The 24,139-nt window shown below is 65.8% G+C and carries 21 protein-coding genes and 1 other RNA gene; 11 read left to right on the forward strand and 11 right to left on the reverse strand.

Features of this window, described 5'->3' with window-relative positions; genetic code table 11:
* Positions 1-238: 238 nt before the first annotated feature.
* From Q376_RS0109665 to Q376_RS0109675, 3 genes are all read right to left on the reverse strand, one after another.
* Positions 239-961, reverse strand: a complete 723-nt coding sequence (locus Q376_RS0109665; RefSeq protein ID WP_027350138.1) for a 16S rRNA (uracil(1498)-N(3))-methyltransferase — start codon at positions 959-961, stop codon at positions 239-241.
* A 6-nt stretch (positions 962-967) separates the two neighbouring features.
* Positions 968-1,426: a protein-export chaperone SecB gene (secB, locus tag Q376_RS0109670; protein WP_027350139.1), complete on the reverse strand. Its 459-nt coding sequence runs from the start codon at positions 1,424-1,426 to the stop codon at positions 968-970.
* A 78-nt stretch (positions 1,427-1,504) separates the two neighbouring features.
* Positions 1,505-1,927 carry a rhodanese-like domain-containing protein gene (locus tag Q376_RS0109675; RefSeq protein ID WP_027350140.1) on the reverse strand — a complete coding sequence of 141 codons (423 nt, stop codon included), beginning with the start codon at positions 1,925-1,927 and terminating at the stop codon, positions 1,505-1,507.
* 455 nt (positions 1,928-2,382) lie between these two features.
* Here Q376_RS0109675 and Q376_RS24010 point away from each other — a divergent pair, with 455 nt between their 5' ends.
* Together Q376_RS24010 and Q376_RS22135 are read left to right on the forward strand one after the other, a co-directional pair.
* A complete protein-coding gene (locus Q376_RS24010) occupies positions 2,383-3,885 on the forward strand; it encodes a murein hydrolase activator EnvC family protein (RefSeq protein ID WP_027350141.1) in 1,503 nt (500 codons plus the stop codon).
* Between the two features lie 76 nt (positions 3,886-3,961).
* On the forward strand, positions 3,962-5,365 hold the full coding sequence (locus tag Q376_RS22135; protein ID WP_081803489.1) for a S41 family peptidase: 1,404 nt from the start codon (positions 3,962-3,964) through the stop codon (positions 5,363-5,365).
* Between the two features lie 41 nt (positions 5,366-5,406).
* On the opposite strand, the gene Q376_RS0109690 is transcribed toward Q376_RS22135, so the two are convergent.
* From Q376_RS0109690 to Q376_RS0109700, 3 genes are read right to left on the reverse strand one after another with little or no spacing between them, the layout of a single operon-like run.
* Positions 5,407-6,660, reverse strand: coding sequence for a UbiH/UbiF/VisC/COQ6 family ubiquinone biosynthesis hydroxylase (locus Q376_RS0109690; protein WP_027350142.1), 1,254 nt, complete (start codon positions 6,658-6,660; stop codon positions 5,407-5,409).
* A 45-nt stretch (positions 6,661-6,705) separates the two neighbouring features.
* Positions 6,706-7,917, reverse strand: coding sequence for a 2-octaprenyl-6-methoxyphenyl hydroxylase (gene ubiH, locus Q376_RS0109695; protein WP_027350143.1), 1,212 nt, complete (start codon positions 7,915-7,917; stop codon positions 6,706-6,708).
* 26 nt (positions 7,918-7,943) lie between these two features.
* Entirely contained in the window at positions 7,944-8,558 is a 615-nt protein-coding gene (locus tag Q376_RS0109700; RefSeq protein WP_052365114.1) for a UPF0149 family protein, read from the reverse strand.
* Positions 8,559-8,887: 329 nt separating this feature from the next.
* Between Q376_RS0109700 and Q376_RS0109705 the strand changes: the two genes are divergently transcribed.
* The 4 genes from Q376_RS0109705 to pyrC all read left to right on the forward strand — a co-directional run bounded on the left by Q376_RS0109705 (position 8,888) and on the right by pyrC (position 11,710).
* On the forward strand, positions 8,888-9,193 hold the full coding sequence (locus tag Q376_RS0109705) for a cell division protein ZapA (RefSeq protein ID WP_027350145.1): 306 nt from the start codon (positions 8,888-8,890) through the stop codon (positions 9,191-9,193).
* Between the two features lie 41 nt (positions 9,194-9,234).
* A non-coding RNA gene (ssrS, locus tag Q376_RS24330) (6S RNA) lies at positions 9,235-9,417 on the forward strand.
* Between the two features lie 5 nt (positions 9,418-9,422).
* Positions 9,423-10,199: a 5-formyltetrahydrofolate cyclo-ligase gene (locus Q376_RS22140; protein ID WP_081803490.1), complete on the forward strand. Its 777-nt coding sequence runs from the start codon at positions 9,423-9,425 to the stop codon at positions 10,197-10,199.
* 455 nt (positions 10,200-10,654) lie between these two features.
* Positions 10,655-11,710 carry a dihydroorotase gene (gene pyrC / locus Q376_RS0109720; protein ID WP_043447227.1) on the forward strand — a complete coding sequence of 352 codons (1,056 nt, stop codon included), beginning with the start codon at positions 10,655-10,657 and terminating at the stop codon, positions 11,708-11,710.
* A 64-nt stretch (positions 11,711-11,774) separates the two neighbouring features.
* Here the strand turns inward: pyrC and Q376_RS25535 are convergent, their stop codons facing one another.
* The 3 genes from Q376_RS25535 to Q376_RS25060 form a co-directional block, all read right to left on the reverse strand.
* Positions 11,775-11,897, reverse strand: a complete 123-nt coding sequence (locus Q376_RS25535; protein WP_281173355.1) for a hypothetical protein — start codon at positions 11,895-11,897, stop codon at positions 11,775-11,777.
* An 837-nt stretch (positions 11,898-12,734) separates the two neighbouring features.
* The gene (locus Q376_RS24795; RefSeq protein ID WP_155834271.1) at positions 12,735-13,118 is read right to left on the reverse strand and encodes a hypothetical protein; all 384 of its coding nucleotides are present in this window, start codon (positions 13,116-13,118) and stop codon (positions 12,735-12,737) included.
* A 394-nt stretch (positions 13,119-13,512) separates the two neighbouring features.
* Positions 13,513-13,821, reverse strand: a complete 309-nt coding sequence (locus Q376_RS25060; protein WP_162177903.1) for a hypothetical protein — start codon at positions 13,819-13,821, stop codon at positions 13,513-13,515.
* A gap of 565 nt (positions 13,822-14,386) precedes the next feature.
* On the opposite strand from Q376_RS25060, the gene Q376_RS0109740 reads away from it, so the two are divergent.
* Positions 14,387-14,914 (forward strand): hypothetical protein, encoded by a 528-nt coding sequence (locus tag Q376_RS0109740; RefSeq protein WP_027350148.1) that lies wholly within the window; start codon positions 14,387-14,389, stop codon positions 14,912-14,914.
* Positions 14,915-15,322: 408 nt separating this feature from the next.
* On the opposite strand, the gene ilvA is transcribed toward Q376_RS0109740, so the two are convergent.
* Positions 15,323-16,864, reverse strand: a complete 1,542-nt coding sequence (gene ilvA, locus Q376_RS0109745; protein WP_081803491.1) for a threonine ammonia-lyase, biosynthetic — start codon at positions 16,862-16,864, stop codon at positions 15,323-15,325.
* Between the two features lie 329 nt (positions 16,865-17,193).
* Between ilvA and rpiA the strand changes: the two genes are divergently transcribed.
* From rpiA to Q376_RS22145, 4 genes are all read left to right on the forward strand, one after another.
* Positions 17,194-17,895, forward strand: a complete 702-nt coding sequence (rpiA, locus tag Q376_RS0109750) for a ribose-5-phosphate isomerase RpiA (protein WP_027350150.1) — start codon at positions 17,194-17,196, stop codon at positions 17,893-17,895.
* A gap of 33 nt (positions 17,896-17,928) precedes the next feature.
* On the forward strand, positions 17,929-18,135 hold the full coding sequence (locus Q376_RS0109755; RefSeq protein ID WP_027350151.1) for a hypothetical protein: 207 nt from the start codon (positions 17,929-17,931) through the stop codon (positions 18,133-18,135).
* A gap of 111 nt (positions 18,136-18,246) precedes the next feature.
* The gene (locus Q376_RS0109760) at positions 18,247-19,263 is read left to right on the forward strand and encodes a GlxA family transcriptional regulator (protein WP_027350152.1); all 1,017 of its coding nucleotides are present in this window, start codon (positions 18,247-18,249) and stop codon (positions 19,261-19,263) included.
* Positions 19,260-20,426: an MFS transporter gene (locus Q376_RS22145; protein WP_043447231.1), complete on the forward strand. Its 1,167-nt coding sequence runs from the start codon at positions 19,260-19,262 to the stop codon at positions 20,424-20,426. Before Q376_RS0109760 ends, Q376_RS22145 begins: the two co-directional genes overlap by 4 nt.
* A 748-nt stretch (positions 20,427-21,174) precedes the next feature.
* Here Q376_RS22145 and Q376_RS22150 read toward each other — a convergent pair.
* Positions 21,175-24,099 carry a DEAD/DEAH box helicase gene (locus tag Q376_RS22150; protein ID WP_081803492.1) on the reverse strand — a complete coding sequence of 975 codons (2,925 nt, stop codon included), beginning with the start codon at positions 24,097-24,099 and terminating at the stop codon, positions 21,175-21,177.
* Between the last annotated feature and the right edge of the window lie 40 nt (positions 24,100-24,139).

Below are 24,139 nucleotides of genomic sequence, written 5' to 3' on the forward strand. Positions count from 1 at the left end.
CCTCGCCGGCTATCCGAGCATCCTGAGCGAGCGAAGCGAGCCGAAGGACACGAGCGGTCGACAAACCCGTTCGTCCCGAGCGGCGCCCATACGCGCCAAGGTCGAGCACCCGCTCGGCAATCGGGGGCGCCAGTCGAGGGATCGAGGGACATGCACGATGGAATCAAGGGACCGCCCTCGGCACCGAAGCCGCTGACTGGAAAACCATGGCAGGGTTTCGCATTCCCGCCAGCGAGACTCAGAGATCGCCGTAGAGGTGCTGGAGCAGGGTCAGGGCGACGATGGGGGCGGTCTCGGTGCGCAGGATCCGCGGGCCGAGCGCGAGGGCGTCGAAGCCATGGCTGCGCGCGATGTCGACCTCGGTGGCGCTGAAGCCGCCTTCGGGGCCGATCAGCAGCGCGGCGTCGCTGGGTGCGGGGCCATCCAGCGCGCGCGAGGCCTCGCCGGGATGGAGAATCAGGCGCAGCTCCTCGCTGCGCTCGGCGAGCCAATCGCCGAGCGCACGCGGTGGATGGACCTCGGGAACCCAGGCGCGCCCGCACTGCTCGCAGGCGCTGACCGCGACCGCCTGCCAATGGGCGAGCTTCTTCGCCTCGCGCTCGCCCTTGAGCCGGACATCGCCGTGCTCGCTGTAAAGCGGCGTGATCGCGGCGACGCCGAGCTCGACCGACTTCTGGATCGCGAACTCCATCCGCTCGCCCTTCGACACTACCTGCCCGAGATGCACCGCCAGCGGCGACTCAGGGCGTGCCTGGCGCGATTCGAGCACGCTGACCTCGACCACTTTACGGTCGGCGCGCTCGATTTGCGCTTCGACCTCGTGACCACGTCCATCGAAGAGGCCCAGCCGCTGCCCTACGCGTGCGCGCATCACCAGTCCAACGTGGCGGGCCTGCGCCTCGGGTAGCGCCAAGCGTTCGCCGAGGCGTTCGGTCAGATCGAGATCGAGGTGGATGCGCATCGAGGATCAGGCGTCGGCTTTCTGCTTCTGCTGCTTCTGCGCGTAGAGGGCATCGAAGTTGACCGGTGCCAGCATCAGGGTCGGGAAGCTGCCACGGTTGACCAGGTTGTCGATGCACTCGCGGGCGTAGGGGAAAAGGATGTTCGGGCAGAAGGCGTTGAGGGTGTGGTCGAGCTGCGTCTCGGGAAGGCCCGAGATGGTGAAAAGGCCGGCCTGCTGCACTTCGGCGAGGAAGGCGGTGGCCTGCTCTTCGCCGTTGAACACCTGCGCGGTGACGTGCACCACCACCTCGTAGACGTTGTCGGCGACCTTGGTGAAGCCGTTGTCCACGTCGAGCTTGACCTTCGGCTTGAACGGCTGCTGGAAGAGGCTCGGTGAATTCGGCGCTTCGAACGAAATGTCCTTGACGTAGATGCGCTGCAGCGCGAACTGCACGTCGTTGCTCTGGGCGTTCTGCTGGGTCATGGAAGACTCCCGGGGTCGATGATGGCGATGAAAGAGGTCAGGGCCTGCGAGCGCAGCCGCCAGGGCTGCGGCTGCGCATCACTTGGTCACGGTCGGCAGGTCGTCGGCCTGCCATTGGCTGATTCCGCCGCGTAGCCGGGTCACACGGGTGAAACCCGCTTTATCCAGCTTGGCCGCGGCGGCGGCGGAGCTCTGGCCGGTCTTGCAGACCAGGATCACCGGTTTGTCCTTGAACTTGTCGAGCTCGCTGAGCCGGGACTCCAGCCGGGCATCGGGGATGTTGCGAGCCCCGGAAATATGCCCGGCCTTGAACTCCTTCGGCTCGCGCAGGTCGATGACGATGGCGTCTTCGCGATTGATCAGGCGGGTCGCTTCACTGGAACTCACCACATTGGCACTGCTGCGGCGGACTTCGTAAAGGATCCATACCAGCAGGACGGCGAGGAAGCCGCCGACCAGCAAGGGGTGGCGCGAGGCGAATTCGAAAAGCTGTTCGATCATGGGGATGGCGGACTCTCAAACGTCTCGGTGCGTTCGGGAAGGCGACCCTGCCAGCTGTCCGGGTCGCCATCGCGCGGGCGAATGACGGAGCACGCCTCCCTCCACCCAACGCACTTCCAAAGCGAAAGCGCGACGGCACGGAGGAAACGTGCCCGAAGCGCGGGCCAGTATACACTAGGGCGGGGTATCGTTTAGCCACCGACTGCGTTGCCGGCCAGGGCGCCCAATCCCCGGACCAGCTGGCACCCGCATCGCAGGCCGGCCGTGACGCGTTCGGCTGACGCCGTCTGGCCCGCTACGGTATGATTCCCCGGCGCACGCCGCCTCCGGCGCCCCGCTTTCCGGGCCGCGCCACGGAGTATTGCCCATGTCCGACGGCGGACCCTATGACGATTGTTGAAGGCAGCGGTATCCCGAATTCGCGGCTCCCCAGGCCAGGCCCAGGCAGCACGACGGTGAAGCTGGCATCGCTTGCAGCGCTGGCGCTGGTGGCCACCCTGGCTGCGCCACTGCAGGCCGCCGATGTCGACGTCTCGCCGCAGCGGCTGCGTGAGATCAACGCCGATATCGCCTCGATGCAGGCACGGCTGCGCAGTACCGAAAGCCAGCGCGACGAGGCTCGCAGTGCGCTACGCCAGGCCGAGCAGGCGCTCGCGCAGACCCATGCCCAGCTCGCCACGCTCGGCGAGCAGCGCCAGAGCGCGAGCGACACCCTGGCCCAGCTCGACCAGCGCCTCGGCGAGCTGCGCGAAGAAAGCGCAGCGCAGAAGGCCGCTCTCGCGGCCCAGCTCGATGCGCTCTATCGCCTCGGCGCCCAGCCGGAGCTCAAGCTGCTGCTCGAACAGCGCGACCCGACTCAGCTGGAGCGCTACCAGCGCTACCTCAACGCCATCGAAGGCGCCCGGCGAGAACGGCTCGAGACCCTGGCCCGGCTCGATCGGGAGATCAACGCCAACCGCGCAGAGGCGAGCCGACAGCACCAGACCCTGGAGCGCTTGATCGAGGAGCAGCGCAGCCGGGAACAGCACCTCGCCAGCCAGCAGAGCGAGCGTGAAAGCGCCCTCGCCCGGCTCGATGCCAGCTATGCCAACGACCAGGCGAGGCTCACCGATCTCGGCGAACAGCGCCGCGACGCCGAGGAGACCCTGGCGCGGATCGAGCGTGAAGTGGCCGCGGCCCGCGCCGCGGCCGAGCGGGCGGCCGCTGAGCGCGCGCGCCAAGCCGAACAGGCCCGCCAGGCCGAACTGGCGCGTCAGGCGGCTGAACGCGAGCGCCAGGCCGAGCAGGCACGGCTCGCGCAGCAGCGCGATGAACGCGCCCGCGCCACCGAGGAACTCGCCCGGCGCACGCAGCAGCAGTCTCAGCAGCCGCAGCCGCAGCCGCAGCCGCAGCAGTCTCAGGATCGACCGACGCCGCAGGATCGACAGCCCGCCCCGCCACCGAGCGGCTCGCAGCTGACCGAGGAAGAGATGAACGCAGAGGCCCCCGGCACGCTGGCGAGCCGGGCACCAGCGCAGAGCGCACCACCTCCACCGCCGCCCGCGCCAAGTGCGCAGAACGAACCTCGACTGCGCGCCGGGAGCGCCTGGAGCGGGCGCTGGCCGATCGATGGCCGGCTGGTTTCGAACTACGGTGAGGGCGAGGGGCTGAGCCGCAATGGCGTGGTGATCCAGGCCGCTGAGGGCACGCCGATTCACGCCATCCGTGCGGGCCAGGTGGTGTTCGCCGATTGGCTCAACGGCTTCGGCTACCTGGTGATCGTCGACCACGGCGGTACCCTCACCGTCTACGCGCACAACCAGCGCAACTCGGTCGAAGTCGGCGACCGGGTCGAGCGCGGCACCGTACTCGGCACCGTCGGCGACACCGGCGGGCGCTCGAGCCCAGCGCTTTACTTCGAGGTGCGCCGCGGTGGCAAGCCGGTCAATCCGACCGGCTGGCTCTCCGCCTCCCGCTAGATCGAATCGTCACTGATCCAACGCGCGCCTTCGGGCCGTGAACGGCCCTATTGCCAAGGTATGCCAAGGAGATTTCATGCCCGCTTCCACCTTGCTCAAGCGCTCTCTCGCAGGCACCGCACTGGCGCTGATGTTCACCGGCGTCCAGGCACAGCAGCCGGCCCCAACGCCGCAAGTCCCTGCGGCCGAACGGCCCGAAGATGCGCCGGTAAGCGGTGAGATGCCGCTTGCGGACATCCGCGCCTTCGCCGAGGCATTCGAGCGGATCAAGCGTGGCTACGTCGACGAGGTCGACGACCAGACGCTGCTGCACGGGGCGATCCGCGGCATGCTCGCCGAGCTCGACCCGCACTCAAGCTACCTCGACGCCGAGCAGCTCAGCGACCTGCGCGAAGCCACCGAAGGGGAATTCGGCGGTATCGGCATCGAGGTCGGCCTCGAACAGGGTCGGCCCGCGGTGATCTCACCGATCGACGATACCCCCGCCGCCCGGGCAGGACTCAAGCCCCACGACCTGATCCTGTCGATCGACGGGACCTCCACCGACGGCATGAGCCTCGAAGAGGCGGTCGGCAAGATGCGCGGCGAGATCGGCAGCCCGATCACCTTAGGCATAGGCCGCGAGGGCGAGAGCGAGCCGCTCATCGTCGAGCTGGAACGCGCCAGCATTCGCGCCAATAGCGTGACCTCGCGGCGCCTCGCCGGCGATATCGGTTACGTGCGGATCAGCCAGTTCCAGGTCCGCACCGGCGAGGACCTGCGCAAGGCGATCCAGAGCCTCAACGATGAACGCCCGGTCGAAGGGCTGGTGCTCGATCTGCGCAACAATCCAGGTGGGGTGCTCAATGCCGCGGTGGACGTCGGCAGCGTGTTCATCCCCTCGGGCCTGGTGGTCTACACCGAAGGCCGGATCGAGGGCAGCGAGTCCCGCTTCGAGGCCAACGGCGACCCGATGGCGCCGGAGCTGCCGATAGTAGTACTGATCAACAGCGGCACCGCCTCGGCGGCGGAGATCGTCGCTGGTGCCCTGCAGGACCATCACCGCGCGGTGATCATGGGCACCGACAGCTTCGGCAAGGGGTCGGTACAGACCGTGCTGCCGCTCGACAACGGCGGCGCGCTGAAGCTCACCACCGCGCTCTACTACACCCCGGACGGCCGCTCGATCCAGGCCGAGGGCATCGTTCCCGATGTCGAGGTCGCGCCCGCACGGATCACCAGCGAAGCGGCCCAGCAGCTGCTGCGCGAGACGGATCTCGAGCGCCACTTGGAGAATGCGGCACCCCGCCCTGAACAAGCGGTGCCCGAGGGCGACCAGGAAGGCGCACAGGACGACCCCACCGCCACCGATTACCAGCTGCACGAGGCGACCAATCTGCTCAAGGCGCTGAAAGTGGTCGAGCGAGGGCGTCAGGCCCGCGAGGCCTCCGCGCCCGCCTCCGCGCCCGCCTCCGCGCCCGCCGCCGCGAACGACGAATAGCCGGGCCGGGCCCGGCGGAGAAGCGCTATCGCCGGCAGCGCTCAGGCGATGTCGAGGTGGCGATCGATGCGGTTCGGCAGGTCGAAGCGCTCACCCAGCGCCTGGCGAATCAACAGGCGCTTCAGCGGCCGGCAGCGATCGACCCTGGTCAGTCCCAGGTTGCGGACCAGGCGAATCAGCGGCTGGCGGCTACCGAAGCCGATTCGGAAGGCGTCCATCAACCGCAGCATGGCGGCATTGTCGAGCCGGCGCCGGCGCGCATAGCGCGCCAGCACGCGCGGGTCGCCCAGCGGAGCGCCCCGCCGGGCCGCGCGAGCCAGCTCTTCGGCCAGCACCGCGACATCCATCAGCCCAAGGTTGGCGCCCTGGCCGGCGAGCGGATGGAGGCTGTGGGCGGCGTCACCGACCAGAGCGAAGCTCGGCGCCACGTAGCGCTCGGCGTGGCGCTGGACCAGCGGGAAGTCGATACGCTGGGTGACCGACTCGATCGCGCCCAAGCGCTGCTGGAAGGCACCACCAAGCGCCACGGCGAACGACTCGTCGTCGAGGGCGAGCAGCTCCTGGGCCCGCGCTTCGTCGGCGGACCATACGATCGACGACCAGTGCTGGTCGTCCGCGCCGAAGGCGAGCGGCAGGAAGGCGAGCGGGCCGCTGGGCAGGAAGCACTGCCGCGCGGTGCGCCGGTGCGGCTCGAGATGACGGACGCTGGCGACGATCGCGCGCTGGCCGGTGGGCCGCTCGGACGCCGCGATCCTGACCAGCGCGCGCAGCGGCGAATGGCTACCGTCGGCGCCGATCACCAAGCTGGCGTCCAGGGTCTCTCCGTCGTCCATAGTGAGCGTGCGCTCACTTACACCAGGAGCGCTGGTTTTCGGCGGGCTGAGTTCGACCACTCTACGCTCGCTCAGCAGGGTGACCCGGCTAGACTCGCGCAAGTGGGCAAGGAGGCTGTCGAGGATCGCGCCGTTCTCGACGATGTGGCCCAAGGTCGCGGCACCGACGTCGCTGGCGTCGAAGCGGATCTCGCCGCTGCCCTCCTGATCCCACACTTCCATCGCAACGTAAGGGCTGACCCGCCGCGCTTCGATCGATGACCAAAGCCCGAGGGAGGCGAACAGCGCCTTCGACGCGCTGGTGATCGCACTGACCCGGGCGTCGATGCGCGCCGGCGCCCAGCGCGACTCGAGCGTGCCCGCATCGATCAGCGCCACCCGCAGGCCCGCATCGTCGAGCAGCGCGGCAAGCGTGGCGCCGATCATGCCGCCACCGGCGATCGCCACATCGTATCGACTCATCCTCCTACCCTCCTGGTCGTTGCAGTGATCGTGCTGAACTCGGGCTCAACGCTCCAACCCCATCGCTCGCCGGGTCAGCGCACGGCGCAGCGGCGAGGCGAGGTTGAGCCCGACCAGCCCGGCCGCGCGCAGATGGGAAAGCATCGGATTGCCGATGCCGAACAGCTCCACCAGCCGGTGGCTGGCTTGGACCATCACATCCCTGTCGCGCCGCCGGCGCGATTCGAAATCCATCATCGTCGCCGTCTCCCCCACCGTTCGGCCGGACTCCAGCGCGACCTCGAGCGCATCGCGCAGGTCGAGCACGCCGCGCAGGGCAAGGTTGAACCCTTGGCCCGCCACCGGATGCAGCGAATGGGCGGCGTTGCCGAGCACCGCCAGGTGCGGCCGTACCTGCTCGCAGGCCTGGACCAGCCGCAGCGGATAATGGCGGCGCGCACCGATGCGCTGGAAGCGGCCGAGACGATCGCCGAAGAACGCCTGCACCTCGGCGAGGAAAGCCCGGTCGTCGAGTTCGAGCATCCGCTCGAGCGCCTGCGGAGCGAGCGTCCACACCAGCGCCATGCGCCGACCGCGCAGCGGCAGCAGCGCCATCGGTCCGCGCGGGTCGAAGCGTTCGTAGGCGATACCCATGTGGTCACGACCGAGCTCGAGATTGCCGATCAGCGCATGCTGGCCATAGTCATGCACTCGGCTTGCGATGCCGAGACGCGCCTTCAGCGGCGATCTGCCGCCGTCGGCCAGGACGGTGAGCCCCGCTTCCAGCACCGCGCCGTCATCGAGGGTCAGCCGATGACCACCGGGACACGACTCAACCATCACCACCTGCGCGGGGCAGCGCCAATCGATCGAAAGCCGCTCCAGGCGCCGCATCAGCACTTCGCCCATCCAGGCATTGGGCACCACATAGCCGAGCGCTTCGACCTTCATCTCGGCGTGGTCGAGGCGCACCGCACCGAAACGTCCGCGCTCGGCGATGTGGATCCGCTCGATCGCCGCCGCCTCCCGGGCGAGCCCAGGCATTGAAGCGGCATCGTGCCAGAGCCCGAGGCGCTCGAAGTGCAGCCGCGAGCCATAGGAGAGCGCGCTCGATCGCTCATCGAAGCTTGGCTGGTAGCGCACGCCCTCGGCCGAAAGCGGTGTCGCCTCGATCACCGCGATACGCAACCGGTGACGCTCGGTAAGCCCCGCCAGCGCGCAGGCGAGGCTCGCCCCGACCAGACCACCACCGATGATCGCGACATCGACTCGCTGCATCGCGTCTTCGCTCCTTGCAGATTGGTTCAGTGCAGCCGCGGCGGCACACCGTCGTCGTCGACACCCTCGACCCGTGGATTGCCTGGGTGGCACTCGAGATAGAGCAGGATCGCCGCGACCCGGGCGTGCTCGGCCAGCGCCAGCAGGTCGGCCTCGCTCTCGCCATCATCCTTCACGCCCTCGTCGAGATCGAGCTCGCCGATGCCGCGCAGGTCGTCGAGCGCCTCGCGCAGCGGTGCCGACCAGCGCTCGTCGATGCCATGATCGTCGAGCGCCTCGCTGAACCCCTGGCACCACGCCTTGAGCCCCTCGGCACGCTCGGTGAGGGTGAAGAGCTCATCGGGAAGCAGCGGCTCGAAGCTCATCTCCTCGTCCGCCAGCCGCGCCTTGGCACGAGCGCGCCAGCCGAGCAGCAGCCCAGCGTCGTCGCGATCGCGCGGCGACTCGACGCCGAGCACCTGGCAGACCTCGGCCAGCCAGCGCTCGCTGGCCTCGACCCCGTCGTTCTCCCCAAGCGCCAGCCTGGCGCTCATCCGACCGTCGAGAAAGGCCGGGGAGGCCAGCGAGCCGTAGCTCAAGAACAGATCGGCGATCGTCGCGAAATCGATCGCGGTATCGCCCGCACGCAGGTCGTCGCTCATCGCGTCCTCGTGGCTTGCATGGGACGCCGCCCGATAACCCGGCGGCGTCGAGAATCCAATGCCGGACAACGCCGCGATACCGCATGGCCCGGTTCGTGACGTTTATCGGCAGACTGTTATAGTGGGCGCCAAGAAGGCAGGCCACGGCGCCCGACGTGCATGGTACCCGCCGAGCGGCACGGCGTCTCCTCATCGCGCCACCGCCCGAGGTAGCCGCATCGCTGGGATCGCCGATGCGTACCATGGTCATCGTCCCGAGCACAGTGAGCGATTCGGCGGCGCCAATCCGAGCGTCGCCGCATAGCGAATCAGGTCCCCAGGAGCAGAGTATGAGCGACTCCCCCCGCAGCACCGTCGAGATCACCCTGCTCGGCCAGTCCTACACCTTTCGCTGCGCCAAGGGCGAGGCCGAGGGGCTGCAGCGCGCGGCGCGCTATCTCGACAAAGCCTTGGCCGGGGTCAAGCAGCGCGCAGGCGGCATGAGCGATGAAAAAGTCGCGCTGATGACCGCATTGAACATCACCCATGAATTGCTGCAGGCGCTCGAAACCCGCGGCGAGCTCGAGGAGCAGGCGTCCCGGCTCGGCCAGCGGATCGATACCGCCTTGGCCAAGGTTCGCCTTGCCGAGCGCTGAGCCTGCACTGTCGCCGCGCCTAGCATCTGTTACACTGGGCGCGTTCTCTGGGGTGTTCGCCAGTTGTCGAAGTCCCTCGAGCCTATGTGTAGTACCTGGGGGCATTATGCTAGTGAGGGGCCGTGTGCATGTCCGTGCGTCGGAACGCCTAAAGCCCTTCCTGCAGCCACCCACCTGAACCGGTAGGTTCAGGGCCAGAACAACAGCGGCACTCTGGAGAACTCTCTACATGCTTTCACGCCACTCCCGGCGTGCCCGGCGCCCCTTCACCGCCTCTTTTCTCTTCACCCCGTCCCCTTTGCCACTCGTCGCGGACCACGCTCCGGTACTCGCGCCGCTGCCGTTCGATGCCGATCGTCGCCTGCTCAGGCAGCGCCTGCGCGCTCGCCGCCGCAGCCTCGGCACCCAGGCCCAGCGCATCGCCGCGCGCCGGCTGGCTCGTCGGCTGCTCGCCGAGCCCCGGCTTCGTCATGTTCGTCATCTCGCGCTCTACCTGCCAAGCGACGGGGAGATCGATCCGACCCCGTTGATTGCGCTGCTCGCCCGGCGCGGCGTGCGTATCTACCTGCCAGTGCTGCGCCCGTTGGTCGAGAACCGGCTGTGGTTCGTACGACTCACCCCACGTACCCGCCTGGCGCCCAATCGCTTCAATATTCCCGAACCCCAGACCCGCGCCTCGGCCCATCCCGCCAGGCGGCTGCCCGCCTGGGCACTGGGCGCAGTGCTGCTGCCGCTGGTCGGGTTCGACGCGCGGGGCGAGCGGCTCGGCATGGGAGGGGGATTCTACGATCGCAGCCTCGGCTTCGTGCGCCGTAATGTGGGTCGGCGCCCGAGACTCTATGGCATCGCCCATGCGCTTCAAGAGGTCGAGCGGCTGCCGGTGGCCCCCTGGGACGTACCCCTCGACGCGGTAGTGAGCGATGCGGGAAGGGTAGTGCCAAGCCATCGAATGAAGCCAAAAACGGCTAGAAATGACGACCGAAACGCCGAACGGGCCGGTGGCTAAGCCACCGGCCCGTTCGGGGTCGATCTGGTGTCGCTCGCTGCTGGTCAGGAGTTGATCAGCGTCTGCGCGTAGCTCGTCGCTACCATGCCGATGCCGAATACCAGGACCAGGGTCAACACTAAATCGGGCTTGCGTCGTCTCATCTCTGCTCCGCGAATTCGAAACACCTGACCGGCTACATGACGCCGCGGCAGTGGACGCTCGTCCTGCGCCCCCGCCTTCGAACTGCTAAAGCGTCTGGCATCGGGTATCGGTCGGCTTCCGCGACGCAAGAATATTATGACCATGCGGGACGTGTGGCAACGGGAAAAGCATCTACTGCGCGCCTTCCGTGCACCTTCTGACGCTGCCCGGGCGATACGTTATGCTGTGCCATCCGATACCGGGCGCGACAGCCGTCATGTCCGGTGTCGCTAGCGCCTTCCATCCCAACAAGTCCGAGCCTTGCGACCGCCATGACAGCCTCCGCCGAACCCTCCCGCTTGACCCTGCGCCGCCCCGACGATTGGCACCTTCACTTTCGTGACGAGATGATGCTCGAGACGGTGGTACCCAGTACCAGCGCCCACTTCGCGCGGGCCATCGTGATGCCCAATCTGGTCCCACCGGTCACCAGCATCGAGGCAGCCGTCGCCTACAAAAAGCGCATCGAGGCGGCGATCCCAACAGGCGATGACTTCGCCCCGCTGCTCACCTGCTACCTCACCGATGGACTCGACCCCGCCGAGCTCGAGCGCGGGCACCGCGAGGGCGTGTTCACCGCCGCCAAGCTCTATCCCGCCCATGCCACCACCAACTCGAGCCACGGCGTCAGCGACGTGAGCAAGATTCGCCCGCTGCTCGAGACCATGCAGCGCATCGGCATGCCGATGCTGGTGCATGGCGAAGTCACCGATCCCACCGTCGACATCTTCGATCGCGAGGCGGCGTTCATCGAGCGGGTGCTCGATGGCGTGCGCCGAGACTTTCCCGAGTTGAAGATCGTGATGGAGCACATCACCACCAAGGATGCCGCGGACTACCTGCGTGAGGGCAACGACTACCTCGGCGCGACGATCACTCCCCAGCATTTGCGCCACAACCGCAACGACATGCTGGTCGGCGGCATCCGGCCGCATCTCTACTGCCTGCCGATCCTGAAGCGCAACGTTCACCAGCAGGCCCTGCGCCAGCTGGTGGCGAGCGGCTTCGAGCGGGTCTTCCTCGGCACCGATTCAGCCCCGCATCCGCGCCACGCCAAAGAGAGCGCCTGCGGCTGCGCTGGGGTGTTCAACGCATCCGCCGCACTCGGCGTCTATGCAGAGGTATTCGAGGAAGAGAACGCGCTCGAGCATTTCGAGGCGTTCTGCTCGCTCAACGGCCCGCGCTTCTACGGCCTGCCGATCAACCAGGGCGAGATCACCCTGGTCAAGCGCGAGACGCGCTATCCCGAGCGGGTCGGCCACGGTGATATCGAACTGTTTCCCTTCCTCGGCGGCGAGAGCACCCGCTGGGGCGTCGAAAACGGCTGAGCGTCGTCCTCAAGCCTTGCGCGCGCGGGGCCTCGGGCCGCGCGCGCGCTAATCAACAGGCGGTTCAGATGTCCTCACCCTCACCGCTCTTCATGCCTTTCAGGCACTGTCCGCACATCAACGCCACGATGCTCGAGATCGCCAGGATCCCGGCGGATACGGTCAGGAAGATGAAAAAGGTCGTCATGGCTAAGCCCCACTGGCTGTCTTCGCCCGCCTTCTAGTCGAGAAAAGCGCCGAAGCGGCTCAATGGGCTGGAGACAGCCCCGAAAAGGAGGGTCCGGCGGGAAGACTCACCTTCCGAGCGATGGCGCGATCATGGTCTTGAGAAGTGAGGATACTGCCCGTGGGGCGATGTCAATCTCAGGAGTAACGAGGTAAAACGCCCCCATTTGACGCCTTTGCCCGCAAGGGACACCGCCCCGGCGGGCAGCGCCCACGATCACGCATATCGCTGCGTGGTGTTTCACGTGAAACGCCACGCAGCGATTCAAGCCAGAAACAGCCTGTAGGCGGGGTTGTCGCTCTCCTTACCCGGCGGCACGGCAACCAGCCGCTTGGCCGAGCCGTCGCTCTGCGGTACCGAACGATCAGAAGAATAGGTTGCCTTCGCCGATCTCCCAGTTGATGAAACCCGGCTCCCGGTTCTGGTCCGCGGTGATCTCCGAGTTCAAGCTGCCCCAGCTCAACATGCCCTGTGTAACAGACCGCTGACAAAGTATTTGAAGATGCCACGATGGCTTCCAGCCGCCTCCAAGAGCGCGCTGGCCGGCAATCGATTGCACCGGGGTTTGCGACATGGATGTCGCAAAAGGCGCGCCCGGACAGGGACGTCCATGCGCGCCGACCCGAGGGCAAGCGATTGCCGGCCAGGGTTTCGCGATCTTGTGGCGGCGCATCCCCATCAGGGGGAGCGCGAGGGGTCCGCCCCTCGCATCTAAACGAGCGATAGGCTCGTTAGAGCGAAAACGGTTCTCGACTCGCCAGGATCGAAAGTGTCGCTGGGTCCGAAAGGGGTTTGTCATTAATCTGGTGTAATGACATTGTTCTTTAGCGCGCCCCCCTTCAGTGCGGAAAACTGCCCCTCCGTAAGAACGGAGCTGAACAGCTCACCCATATACTTTGGCAGCTTGCTTACCTCAGGGATCAAATGATTGAACAGAGCATCACCTGTTCCTTTCTTGCTTTCAGGATCAACATAATGCCTGGACTCATCCTCATAGTTTTCATAGTAATAGTCATTGTTTTGACCGATCAAATTATAAATATAGTAAGTAGGCACCGTGGGCCCACTGCCACTGCTGAAGTGTACACCGGCCATTGTGAACCCGCCGCCAGCATAATTCGGTTGCGTTGGAGGAGTATAATATCCCCAGACGGTCATCGCAGAAGCTGTTTGCATCGTCATCGTTCACCTCGAATGATTTTCTTTTTAAGCAAGGCACGATCTAAACGACTTGGGTCAACCACAAAAATAGGTGGCGCCGGGAGATTTATAATAAGTCAGCACGAAAAGGCTAACTGACATAGAGTTAATACGACACAGACTCAAATGCAAGTGAATATCATTAAGATTTGTCTAAGAAAAGGCTTTTCTCCCCCGGCTATACTGCTAGCAGCGCCGGCCTTCACATTGATCCGTGCGCTTAGCCTCTACCGCATTCCTTGCGGCGAGGCCGGAGACGGATTTTCTTTTTCACCCCGGTCGAGGGCGAATTTAGGCTACCAAGGCATTGTTTAACGGTGAAAATCTGGTAGAGGAAGAATGAGCGGATCGAGGCACGAAGCAGTCAGCGAAGCGACTAGCAACGGCCAAGCGACGAAAAAGGGAAAGGATAAGAGAAACAAGCTAGAGGATTAGGACAATGCGTTTGGACGGGTACGGATATGCGTTTTTCGAACGCAAGGAAGATGGCGTCATCATATACCATGGCCAGTTCCGTGGCCCTGGCTACATCGTTACCGAAGAGATCAAAAGGAAAATCAAGAGGCTCTTCGCCTTCATATTCACTACCCAGCTCTTCGTCATCTTCCCTATTTTCTCCACCGGAAATTATCTGCTGGGACTCTCCATCGCCACCGTGGTCGTAGCGATCTTTTACTATGTCCATGGGAAACTAGTGAAAGACCTCCCAATATCTCCTTATCCGCGCCAGCGCTTCCCTCAGAGAGTCGATCGCATCGCAGAAAATATGCCTATTTGGTATTTCCTTTTTTTCCCTTTCTTACTCCTACTCTTGTATGTTTTCACAAATCATTTCTTTAACCAAGAGGATCACAAGCTTTTAGCATTCGTAAGCATGATATTCCTGCTCATACTCAATGCATGGGCGGTCTTGTGCTTGGTCGTCAAGATAAAGCACCTTTTCGAATACATACAGAAACGTCGACAGATAAAATAATAAATAGTATTGCACTGAAAATCACTTGGCTAAGAGAGGAAAACGCCCGTACACACTATTGGTTTCTCGCATTCTTATTCCTTATCTTTTTTCATTACTACACCTGGCTTTTTGTCCAAGGCGATAAAAAATAGAGGGCCACCCCAGTATGACTGCGCTCTCTATGAATATGACCTCGGAGATCAAAATAAGACTTTTCATAAGATCCAGACAAAACATTGAGTGGTTCGTATTTTTCCACACCATAAGCGTCTCGAACAGGAGGAATAGACCAATGCGCTCGAGAGGACTCGGGAATATTTTTTTTGAAACCAAAGAAGATGGCACCATTATCTATCATGGTAAGTTTAGAGATCGTGGCTATATCGTCACCGAAAAGATAAAGAGCAAGCTGCTGGCGCTCTATTCCTCTGCCTTTGGTATCCAATTTTTTGTCATCTTTCCTGCATTTAGTACCGGACATTATTTCTTCGGACTTTTCCTGGGAGGCCTGATCGTCATGATTTTCTACTTCATCCACCGCCGATTGGTCAAAAATCTGCCTCTTTCCCCCTATCCTCGGCAACGATTGCCACAACGAGCCGAGCGGGTCGGCAGGGAGGCGCCTTTATGGCTCCTGCTTTTCTCACTTCCATTTCTGTTCATGATTACCTATTTCCTCGCATGGCATTTTTTCACCCAGGATGATCAGAAAGCATTGGCCCTAAGCGCAATGATTTTCTTCATCCTGCTGGATATGATCCTGATCGTGACTCTAGTGATCAAAACAAGGCTTTTCCTCCGATCCCGGAAAAAACGTTGAGAGGCTCATGCTTTCCATGCGCTCCCCGATCAACCGTGCCATTGGCAGCCCCCTATAGCCTCGTCCAGAAAACCCATATCCAGAAGAACAGCGCCGGCACCTGGATCCAGTACCGTGGGGCCTGCGCCAACAACCGGCAGCGCTGCTGCGGCAGACGCAGATAGAGCAGCGGTTGCGGACTGCATTGAACTAGCGCTCAGCTTGATCCACGAAAGGGAACCATTGCCGCCTTTCGTGAAGACTCACTGGATATCATTGAATACATCGGGATTGAACGCAAAGTAGCCGCACCGCCATCGCTGAACGGCTTTCCCGCCAGCGCGTCACCTCGATGCGGGTGACTGCGGCTCAGCGCGTCGGGCCATTCGCCGCAGCCAATGGCCCGATCCATTAGCACCGAACCCCATTTCAAGCCAGAAACAGCCTGTAGGCGGGGTTGTCGCTCTCTTTCCAGTAGCGGTAGCCGATTTCGTCGAGGTGGCTCTCGAGCCCTTCGAGCTCGGCGCTGGGTACCTGCATGCCGACCAGCACCCGGCCGTAGGCGGCGCCGTGGTTGCGGTAGTGGAACAGTGAGATGTTCCAGCTCTCCGGCAGGTGGCTGAGGAAGTTCATCAGCGCGCCGGGACGTTCGGGAAACTCGAATCGATAGAGCGCCTCCTCCACCCCTTGGCGGTCACCGACCGGTGGCCTGCCGCCGCCGAGATGGCGGATGTGCAGCTTGGCCAGTTCGTTGTCGGAAAGATCCTCCACCGGGTAGCCCGCCTCTTCTAGCCGGGCGATGGCACGACGCCGGTCCTCGCCGCCGGGGACGACCTGGATGCCGACGAAGATCCGCGCCGCCTGGGCATCGGCGTAGCGATAGTTGAACTCGGTCACCATCCGCGCGCCGATGTTCTGGCAGAACTGCTTGAAGCTGCCCGGGCGTTCGGGAATGGTCACCGCGATGATCGCCTCGCGCTGCTCGCCGAGCTGGGCGCGCTCGGCGATGTGCTGGAGCCGGTCGAAGTTGGTGTTGGCACCGGAGTTGACGCATACCAGCGTGCGCCCCGAGACACCGGGACGCTTGGCGTACTTTTTCAGCCCCGCCAGCGACACGGCACCAGAGGCTTCGGCGAGCCCGCGGGTGTCTTCGAAGATGTCCTTGACCGCCGCGCAAACCTCGTCGGTGGTCACCGTGATCACCTCGTCGACCAGATCCTTGAGCAGTGCGAACGGCGCTTCGCCGATCCGCGCCACCGCCACCCCTTCGGCGAACAGGCCGACGCTCGTCAGGGTCACCGGCTCCCCCGCGTCCATCGCGGCCTTGAGGCAGGCGGCGTCCTCCGGCTCGACCCCGATCACCTTGATCTCCGGGCGCAGGTACTTGATGTAGGCGGCCATCCCGGCGATCAGCCCGCCGCCGCCAACCGGCACGAACACCGCATCGATCGGCCCCTGGTGCTGGCGCAGAAGCTCCATCGCCACGGTTCCCTGGCCCGCGATCACGTCGGGGTCGTCGAACGGCGCCAGGTAGGTGTAGCCGAACTCGCGCTGGAGCTCGAGCGCGTGGTCGAGCGCGGCGTTGAACGCATCCCCCTCGAGCACCACCTCCGCGCCCCGCGCCCGCACCGCGGCGACCTTGATCTCTGGCGTGATCCTCGGCATCACGATCACCGCCTTGACCCCCATCTGACGCGCCGCCAGCGCCACGCCCTGGGCATGGTTGCCGGCCGAGGCGGTAATCACGCCCTTGGCGCGCTGCTCCTCGCTGAGAAAGGTCATGCGGTTGTAGGCGCCGCGAATCTTGAACGAGAACACCGGCTGCAGGTCCTCGCGCTTGATCAGCACGCGGTTGCCCAATCGTTCGGAGAGGAAGGGGGCGGGAGAGAGCGGAGTTTCGATCGCCGCCTCGTAGACCCTCGCGGTGAGGATCTTCTTGACGTACGACTCGAGCATCGAGGTGTCAGGCATGTTCCAGGTCCAGACAGCGGACGCGTCGCTTGGCTCGAAAAGACTATGGCGACGGCGAAGGCATCGTTCGGTGGTTGATTAAGGTGCCGCGGCGAAATGCAAACCTCGCCCTGCGGGGCGAAACGAAGCGGCTCAGTCCGCCATTGGTATCAGGCGCGCGTCGACGCGTCCAGTACCAAGCGAGGCAGCGACGCTCGCCCATCGGCGCGCGCGGTCAGCGAGTCGATAAGGGCGCCACGGTTTCGCTTCCCCCGGGCGGGCGGCCTATAATCTCCGGGTTCGCCACCCTACTCGACGTCGCCGCAAGGCGGCGACCGCGGAGCCAAGCCATGCCTGCATCCCCCTCCGGCGCTAGCCGCCAGGATGAACTCAAGCGTGCCGTCGCACAGGCCGCCCTCGATGAAATCACCCCGCTCCTCGAGCGCGATACCGTCATCGGCATCGGCACCGGCTCCACCACGAGCCTGTTCATCGACGCCCTTGCGCCGCTGCGCGATCGTTTCCTCGGTGCGGTGGCGAGCTCGGAGGTCAGCGCCAAGCAGCTGCGCGACCACGGCATCGAGGTGCTCGAGCTCAACAGCGTCGGGCGCATCCCGTTCTATGTCGACGGCGCCGACGAGATCGACCACGAGCTTGCGATGATCAAGGGCGGCGGCGCGGCGCTGACCCGCGAGAAGATCGTCGCCGCCTGCGCCGACCGCTTCATCTGCATCGCCGATGAAAGCAAGTGGGTGCCCCAGCTCGGCCAGTATCCGCTGCCGATCGAGGTGATCCCGATGGCGCGCTCGTACGTCGCCCGCGAGTTGGTGGCGCTGGGTGCCTCGCCGATCTACCGTGAGGGTGTGGTGACCGACAACGGCAACCAGATCCTCGATCTCTACGACTTCCCTATCCCGCAGCCCAAGGCGATGGAGAGCCGGATCAACGATATCGTCGGGGTGGTCTGCAACGGCATTTTCGCCCATCGCGGCGCGGACCTGCTGCTGCTCGGCCGCACCAACGGCGTCGAGCGCCTCGAGCGTCGGCGCTGATCCTCACCGCGCCGCTCTACTACTGGAGTCCTCATGTCACGTCTCGCCTCCTTGCCACTGCTGGCACTGGCCTGGCTCGCCTGCTCACCTCAAGCGCTCGCCGCGCGTGAGGCGGACCCGGAAGCGATCGCCTTCTGGCGCGCCGCCGGCCCGACGGTGATCCTGATCATGGCGACAGCGAGCATCCTGATCGTCCTGGTCGTTGCCTTGATCCTCGCCCGGCGCGCCAAGCGCCCCTAGGGCCCCATCGGCACGCCCTGGCCGAATCGTCCGAATCCGTGGGGTCGGTGTCATTGTGGACGCCGCGCCACGGTCGCACACTCGAGGCATCTTCCCCATCGAGATGCCACGATGACCAGCCCGCCGCCCATCCGCACCGTTGCCAGCCTGCTCTACCCCAAGGTGATGAGCCTCGACGTCTGCGGCCCGCTGCAGGCGTTCGCCTCGGCCAACGTGGAACTCGGCCGGCGCGCGGCCGAGCCCGCCTATGCCATCCGCCTGCTCGGCACCGGGCCGGGCGTGATCGAGAGCTCCGCTGGTATCCGCCTGGTCCCGGACCAGCCCTATACCGACTGCTCACCGGCCTCGCTCGACACCCTGCTGGTGCCCGGCGGGGAAGGAGTCGAGGCGCTGCTCGACGATCCCGCACTGACCGACTGGCTGCGCCGGGCCGAGCCGCAGGTACGCCGGCTCGGCTCGGTATGCTCGGGGGCGCTGCTGCTCGCCGCCACCGGCCTGCTCGACGGTCGTCTCGCCACCACCCACTGGGCCGATGCCTCGCGACTTGCCAGCCGTCATCCGCGGGTCTCGGTCGATGGAGACCGGCTGCACACCTTCGATGCCACGGGCCGCGACGGCGATCCGCACCTGTTCACCTCCGCGGGCGTCACTGCCGGAATCGATCTTGCTCTGGCGCTGATCGAAGCCGATCTCGGCCGCAGCCTCTCACTCGCCGTGGCACGCCGACTGGTGATGTTCGTCCGCCGTCCCGGCGGGCAGGCGCAGTTCAGCGCACTGCTGGTTCCAGACGCGCGCAGCGAAAAGCTCGGCGCGCTGCTCGAGTGGATCGCCATGCATCTCGACCAGGATCTATGCCTGGAGCGCTTGGCCGAGCGCGCCTGCACCACGCCGCGCAGCCTCTCGAGGATGTTCGTCAGCGAGCTCGGCATGCCGCCGGGGCGCTATGTCGAACGGCTAAGGGTCGATACCGCGCGCGGCCTGCTCGACGACGGCCAGGTCGGCATCGACACCGTCGCGCGGCTGACCGGGATCAAGCACGCCGAGACCCTGCGGCGGTTGTTCCACAAGCATCTGGCGGTCTCACCGAGCGCCTATCGAGCCCGTTTCACCGCAGGAGAGAACGGATGACCCCGGTACTGCTGAGACTCTTCTGCCTCCAGGCGCTGTTCTGGAGCGCATCGATCGCCGGGATCACCCTGACCGGACTGGTGGGACTGGAACTCTCTCCCTGGCAACGCCTCGCCACCCTGCCGCTGGCGCTGCAGGTGCTCGGCGGGCTGCTCGCCACCCAGCCGCTCTCCAACCTGATGCAGCGTCGCGGGCGCGGCTTCGGCCTGCGCCTCGGGGCGCTGGCGGGGCTCACTGGGGCGATGATCTGCGCCTGGGCACTGCTCGAGCGCCAGTTCTGGCTGTTCTGCGCCGGAACCCTCGCCCTTGGCGTCTATCAGGCCTCGGCGATGTTCTATCGCCACTGCGCGCTGGAAGTGGTCGCCCCGGCCAAGCGCGGCCGCGCGATCGCCCTGGTCCTCGGCGGCGGCCTCTGCGCCGCGCTGATCGCCCCGAGCCTTGTGGTGCACGGGCGCGATGCGCTGAGCGTCCCCTACCTCGGCGCCTATTTATTGATCGGGCTGCTCGCCGTACTGGCGCTGGTCATACTCTCAGGCCTGCACGTCCCGGCCCCGCCGCCCGCGACGCAAGGGACACCGACGCCGCTACGCGCGCTGCTGGCGCGCCGCGACATTCGCCTGGCGCTGCTGGTCACCGCGTCCGCTCAAGGGCTGATGATCCTGGTCATGAACGCGACCCCGCTGGCGATGCATGCGGTCCACCATCCTCTCGATTCGTCCGCGACGGTGATCCAATGGCATGTGATCGGGATGTTCCTGCCGGCGTTCTTCGCAGGCCCCTTGGTCGATCGATTCAGTGCCAGGTACATGGCACTGGCCGGCGCCCTGGTGCTGGCGGCGAGCGCGACGATCGCACTCAGCGGGGAGGGATTCACCACCTTCCTGCTCAGCTCGCTGGCGCTCGGCCTGGGCTGGAACCTGCTGCTGGTCAGCGGCACCGCACTGCTCGCCCAGAGTCACGCCGCAGAGGAGCGCGGCCGCGCCCAGGGCGCGATGGAACTGGCCAACGCCCTCGCCGCCCTCATCGGTAGTGCCGCGGCCGGTGTCGGCATCGGCACGATCGGCTGGAGCGGGATCAATTGGCTGATGCTGGGGCTGAGCGTGGCGCTGCTTTCGCGATTGGTCATCTTCGACCGCTCCTCCCCCTGTGCCGAACGAGCGTAGCGAGTCGAAGGAGCCTCGCTGGCTCGCTGGCTCGCTGGCTCGCTACGAAAGGATATGAGGGCCTGGCCTTGGGAGTGGGCCGTGGTTCGACTCGGCTCGTTCCTCGCCGGCTCACCACGAGCGGACAAAGCGCCCTCGCCGGCCCACCACGAGCAGACAAGGCACCCTCGCCGGCTCACCGCGAACGGATATGGCGCCCTCGCCGGCTCACCACGAGCGGACAAGGCACCCTCGCCGGCTCGCTACGAGCGGATATGGCACCCTCGCTGGCTCGCTATGAGCGGATATGGCACCCGCGCCGGCTCACCACGAGCGGATAAAGCGCCCTCGCCGGCTGACCACGAGCGGACAAGGCGCCCTCGCCGGCTCACCACGAGCGGACAAGGCACCCTCGCCGGCTCACCACGAGCGGACAAGGCACCCTCGCCGACCCACCACGAGCGGACAAGGCACCCTCGCCGGCCCACCACGAACGGATATGGCGCCCTCGCCGGCTCACCACGAGCGGATATGGCACCCTCGCTGGCTCGCTATGAGCGGATATGGCACCCGCGCCGGCTCTCCACGAACGGATGCTGGCCCACCATGAACGGCTGTGGTGCGAACGGGGTGGGGGGTATCGGGTCTTGGCGCCACTCCCCCTCCCGTTCGTCCCGAGCGGCGTCCCGCTCAATGGGCCTTCGGGCGAGCGGGACAGCGGGGGACGCCTGTCGAGGGACCTGGGCGGGACGCCGAGGTAGGGGCAACCTCAGTCGAGCGGGGCGAACAGTTGGTGCAGGGTGGTGTGGTCGAACGACCAGTCGAGGCCGCGTTCGCCTTCGAGCAGGGTATCGCTGAGCGCTGCCTTGCGCCGCTGGATCGATTGGATGCGCTCTTCGACGGTGCCGCGTGCGATCAGCCGGTAGACGAATACCGGTTTGTCCTGGCCAATGCGGTGGGCGCGGTCGATCGCTTGGTTCTCCACCGCGGGGTTCCACCATGGATCGAAGTGGATCACCGTATCAGCGGCGGTCAGGTTGAGCCCGGCGCCGCCGGCCTTGAGGCTGATCAGGAACAGCGGCGCTTCACCGGCCTGGAAGGCGCGCACCGGCTCGCGGCGGTCGCGCGATTCGCCGGTCAGCAGCAGGTAGCGCCAGCCGCGCCGTTCGAGTTCGCGCTGGATCAGGGCGAGCACCGAGGTGAACTGGGAGAACAGCAGCACCCGGCGCCCGGCCTCGAGCATCGGGGCCAGCATCTCGAGCAGGGTCACCAGCTTGGCCGAGTCGCCGCCGACCGTGACCGGACGCAGCCCTCGCTCCGCCTTCGGTTCGAGCAGCCGGGCGTCGCAGCTCACTTGGCGCAGCCGCAGCAGCGCTTCGAGCACCACCATCCGGCTGCCGCCCAGGCCGCGTGCGGCGACCGCTTCTTCGACCCGCGCCAGCATGCTGCGGCGAACCTCTTCGTAGCGCTCGCGCTGGCGCCCTTCGAGCTCGACGCGAACCACGATTTCGCTCTTGCCGGGCAGGTCGGCGGCGACCTCTTCCTTGGTCCGACGCAGCAGGTAAGGGCGCAGCCGCGCGAGCAGCAGTTCGAGCCGGGCTCGATCGCCACGGCCTTCGATCGGCTGTCGATAGCGGCGGGTGAATCCGCTGGCATCGTCGAGCCAGCCGGGCATCAATAGTTCGAACTGCGACCATAGCTCACCGAGGTGGTTCTCCACCGGGGTCCCGCTCAGGCAAAGCCGCAGGTCGGCCTTCAGCCGCCGGGCCGCGAGCGCAGTGCGACTGGAGGGGTTTTTCAACATCTGCGCCTCATCGCACACCAGCACCCGCCAGGAGCGCTGCTCGAGCAGCTCGACGTCGCGGGCGAGCAGCGGGTAGGAGGTGAGCACCACCTGATGGCGATCGATCTCCTGGTGCATGGCACGGCGCCCGCCTCCATGCAGGGTCAGCACCGCGAGGGCCGGGGCGAAACGCGCCAGCTCGTCCTCCCAGTTGGCCAGCAGGCTGGTCGGCGCGATCACCAGCGCCGGGCGGTCGAGACGCTCGGCCTCGAATTCGCCGAGCAGGAAGGCAATCACCTGGAGCGTCTTGCCAAGCCCCATGTCGTCGGCCAGCAGGCCTCCAGCGTGGATGCGATCGAGCCCGCGTAGCCAGGCCAATCCCTCGCGCTGATAGCCTCGCAGCGTCGCCTGGAGTCCTCGCGGCGGCTGGTCGAGCGGCACTGCATCCAGTGAGCCCAGGGCATCGAGCGATACCTTGGCCGGCCATTCGTAGGCATCGGAGGCGAAGGGGGCGAGTCGCGCAAGCTCCAGCCGCGACCAGCGCAGCGGCTCGCCCTCGGCGAAGGCGGCGGGGTCGAATCGCAGCTCCTCGAAGGCGCTCAGCAGCGCTTCGAGCCGTGCATGGGGCAGCGCCAAGCGCAGCGCCGGGCGCTCGGCCTCCGCTGGCAGCTCCAGCACCAGCGCCGCTTCCTCGCCACCGGCGGCGAGGGTCTGCGGCGAGAAACGCTGCGGTGCACGCAGGATCGCCCGTGCCAGCGCCGCGCGCAGATCGATACGGTAACCGCCCGCGCGGACACCGAAGGCCACATCGAAGTGGGCGGCCTCGGGGTCGAAATCGAAAAACCAAGCGTCTATCGGGGTCAGATCGAAGGCGAAGTCGGGCTGGATCACCACCTCCCAGCCGCTGTCACGGAGCTTGGGCAGCGCCTCGCGGACGAACTTGAGCCAGCCCCGCTCGCCGTTCATCTCGAACGCATCGCCACTTGCGGAACTCAGCGCATCGCTACGCCGGGCGGCACGCTTGAGCCCCCAGGCGGCGAGCTCGCGCTGCGCCGCGCGCTCGGTCTCGAAGCGCCGGGTCACCTGCCAGCGCCGCTGGTCGCGCTCGACCACCAGCGCCTTCGGGGTCTCGCCGAACGCCAGGGTGCCGCCATAGTCGAAGGCCAGCGCGGCGCGGTGGCGCTGACGCAAAGTCATGCGTCCGCTGCGCGGTTGGAACACGCGCTCGCGGAGGCTGCCAAGGGTCAGGCGAGGCACCGGCGCGAAGGCATCCTCCATTGCGGCGGTCAGCGGCGGCGGCGGTGCCGGAGACCACTGGACGAGCTCCGCGCGTAGCCGCTCGGCGGCATCGACGTCGAGCGGCGCCTGGGCGGCGGCGCGAACCGCCAGCTCGACCGGCAATCCGGTGTCGAGCGGCCCCACCAGGCCATGGCCGAGATCCAGATAGTGCGGCGGCGCAAGCGCCAGCAGCCGCTCGAATCCCTGCGCGGGATCGACGGCGAGCCAGGCCAGCCGGTAGCGCGGCGCACGCCCGGCCAGCGCCCGCCAGTCGAAGCGCACCGCGCGGATTTCGCCCATGCGCAGCGCGAGGCCATCGACATTGTGGAGATAGAAGCGTTGGCTTGCGAGCAGCGCCTCGAGCGCCTCCCGACCGCCTTCGCCGTCCAGGCGCAGGCGTTCACCGTCGCCCTGGCGAGCCGCCAGTTCGGCCAGCCGGCGATCGAGGGCGTCGGATTCATCACCGACGTCGGCGATCCCGACCCACTCGACGCCGTCGAGGCTGCCGTCACGACGCCTGCGAACCCGGTAGGCTTCGATCAGGGCGAAGTCGTCACGAGCATAGGGAGCGAGCACGTATTCGCGCTGCCACTGCGACGCGCGGAGTTCGTCGCGAAGATAGCTCGACACCATGGAGGAACACCTGGAATGCGAACGAAGCTTTCCATGCTAT

It is taken from the genome of Halotalea alkalilenta DSM 17697 (assembly GCF_000621205.1).
Classification (GTDB): Bacteria; Pseudomonadota; Gammaproteobacteria; order Pseudomonadales; family Halomonadaceae; genus Halotalea; species Halotalea alkalilenta.

Excerpts from the sequence above, each read along its gene's own strand:
- Q376_RS0109705 (WP_027350145.1), top strand. The coding sequence starts at position 8,888 with ATGAGCGACTCCCCCCGCAGCACCGTCGAGATCACCCTGCTCGGCCAG.
- rpiA (WP_027350150.1), top strand. The coding sequence starts at position 17,194 with ATGCCTGCATCCCCCTCCGGCGCTAGCCGCCAGGATGAACTCAAGCGT.
- Q376_RS22140 (WP_081803490.1), top strand. The coding sequence starts at position 9,423 with ATGCTTTCACGCCACTCCCGGCGTGCCCGGCGCCCCTTCACCGCCTCT.
- ubiH (WP_027350143.1), bottom strand. The coding sequence starts at position 7,917 with ATGCAGCGAGTCGATGTCGCGATCATCGGTGGTGGTCTGGTCGGGGCG.
- Q376_RS25535 (WP_281173355.1), bottom strand. The coding sequence starts at position 11,897 with ATGACGACCTTTTTCATCTTCCTGACCGTATCCGCCGGGATCCTGGCG.
- Q376_RS0109690 (WP_027350142.1), bottom strand. The coding sequence starts at position 6,660 with ATGAGTCGATACGATGTGGCGATCGCCGGTGGCGGCATGATCGGCGCC.
- Q376_RS0109740 (WP_027350148.1), top strand. The coding sequence starts at position 14,387 with ATGCGCTCGAGAGGACTCGGGAATATTTTTTTTGAAACCAAAGAAGAT.
- Q376_RS0109760 (WP_027350152.1), top strand. The coding sequence starts at position 18,247 with ATGACCAGCCCGCCGCCCATCCGCACCGTTGCCAGCCTGCTCTACCCC.
- Q376_RS22135 (WP_081803489.1), top strand. The coding sequence starts at position 3,962 with ATGCCCGCTTCCACCTTGCTCAAGCGCTCTCTCGCAGGCACCGCACTG.
- secB (WP_027350139.1), bottom strand. The coding sequence starts at position 1,426 with ATGACCCAGCAGAACGCCCAGAGCAACGACGTGCAGTTCGCGCTGCAG.
- ilvA (WP_081803491.1), bottom strand. The coding sequence starts at position 16,864 with ATGCCTGACACCTCGATGCTCGAGTCGTACGTCAAGAAGATCCTCACC.
- Q376_RS0109755 (WP_027350151.1), top strand. The coding sequence starts at position 17,929 with ATGTCACGTCTCGCCTCCTTGCCACTGCTGGCACTGGCCTGGCTCGCC.
- Q376_RS22145 (WP_043447231.1), top strand. The coding sequence starts at position 19,260 with ATGACCCCGGTACTGCTGAGACTCTTCTGCCTCCAGGCGCTGTTCTGG.
- pyrC (WP_043447227.1), top strand. The coding sequence starts at position 10,655 with ATGACAGCCTCCGCCGAACCCTCCCGCTTGACCCTGCGCCGCCCCGAC.
- Q376_RS0109675 (WP_027350140.1), bottom strand. The coding sequence starts at position 1,927 with ATGATCGAACAGCTTTTCGAATTCGCCTCGCGCCACCCCTTGCTGGTC.
- Q376_RS0109700 (WP_052365114.1), bottom strand. The coding sequence starts at position 8,558 with ATGAGCGACGACCTGCGTGCGGGCGATACCGCGATCGATTTCGCGACG.
- Q376_RS0109665 (WP_027350138.1), bottom strand. The coding sequence starts at position 961 with ATGCGCATCCACCTCGATCTCGATCTGACCGAACGCCTCGGCGAACGC.
- Q376_RS24795 (WP_155834271.1), bottom strand. The coding sequence starts at position 13,118 with ATGACGATGCAAACAGCTTCTGCGATGACCGTCTGGGGATATTATACT.
- Q376_RS22150 (WP_081803492.1), bottom strand. The coding sequence starts at position 24,099 with ATGGTGTCGAGCTATCTTCGCGACGAACTCCGCGCGTCGCAGTGGCAG.
- Q376_RS25060 (WP_162177903.1), bottom strand. The coding sequence starts at position 13,821 with ATGGACATAGTAAAAGATCGCTACGACCACGGTGGCGATGGAGAGTCC.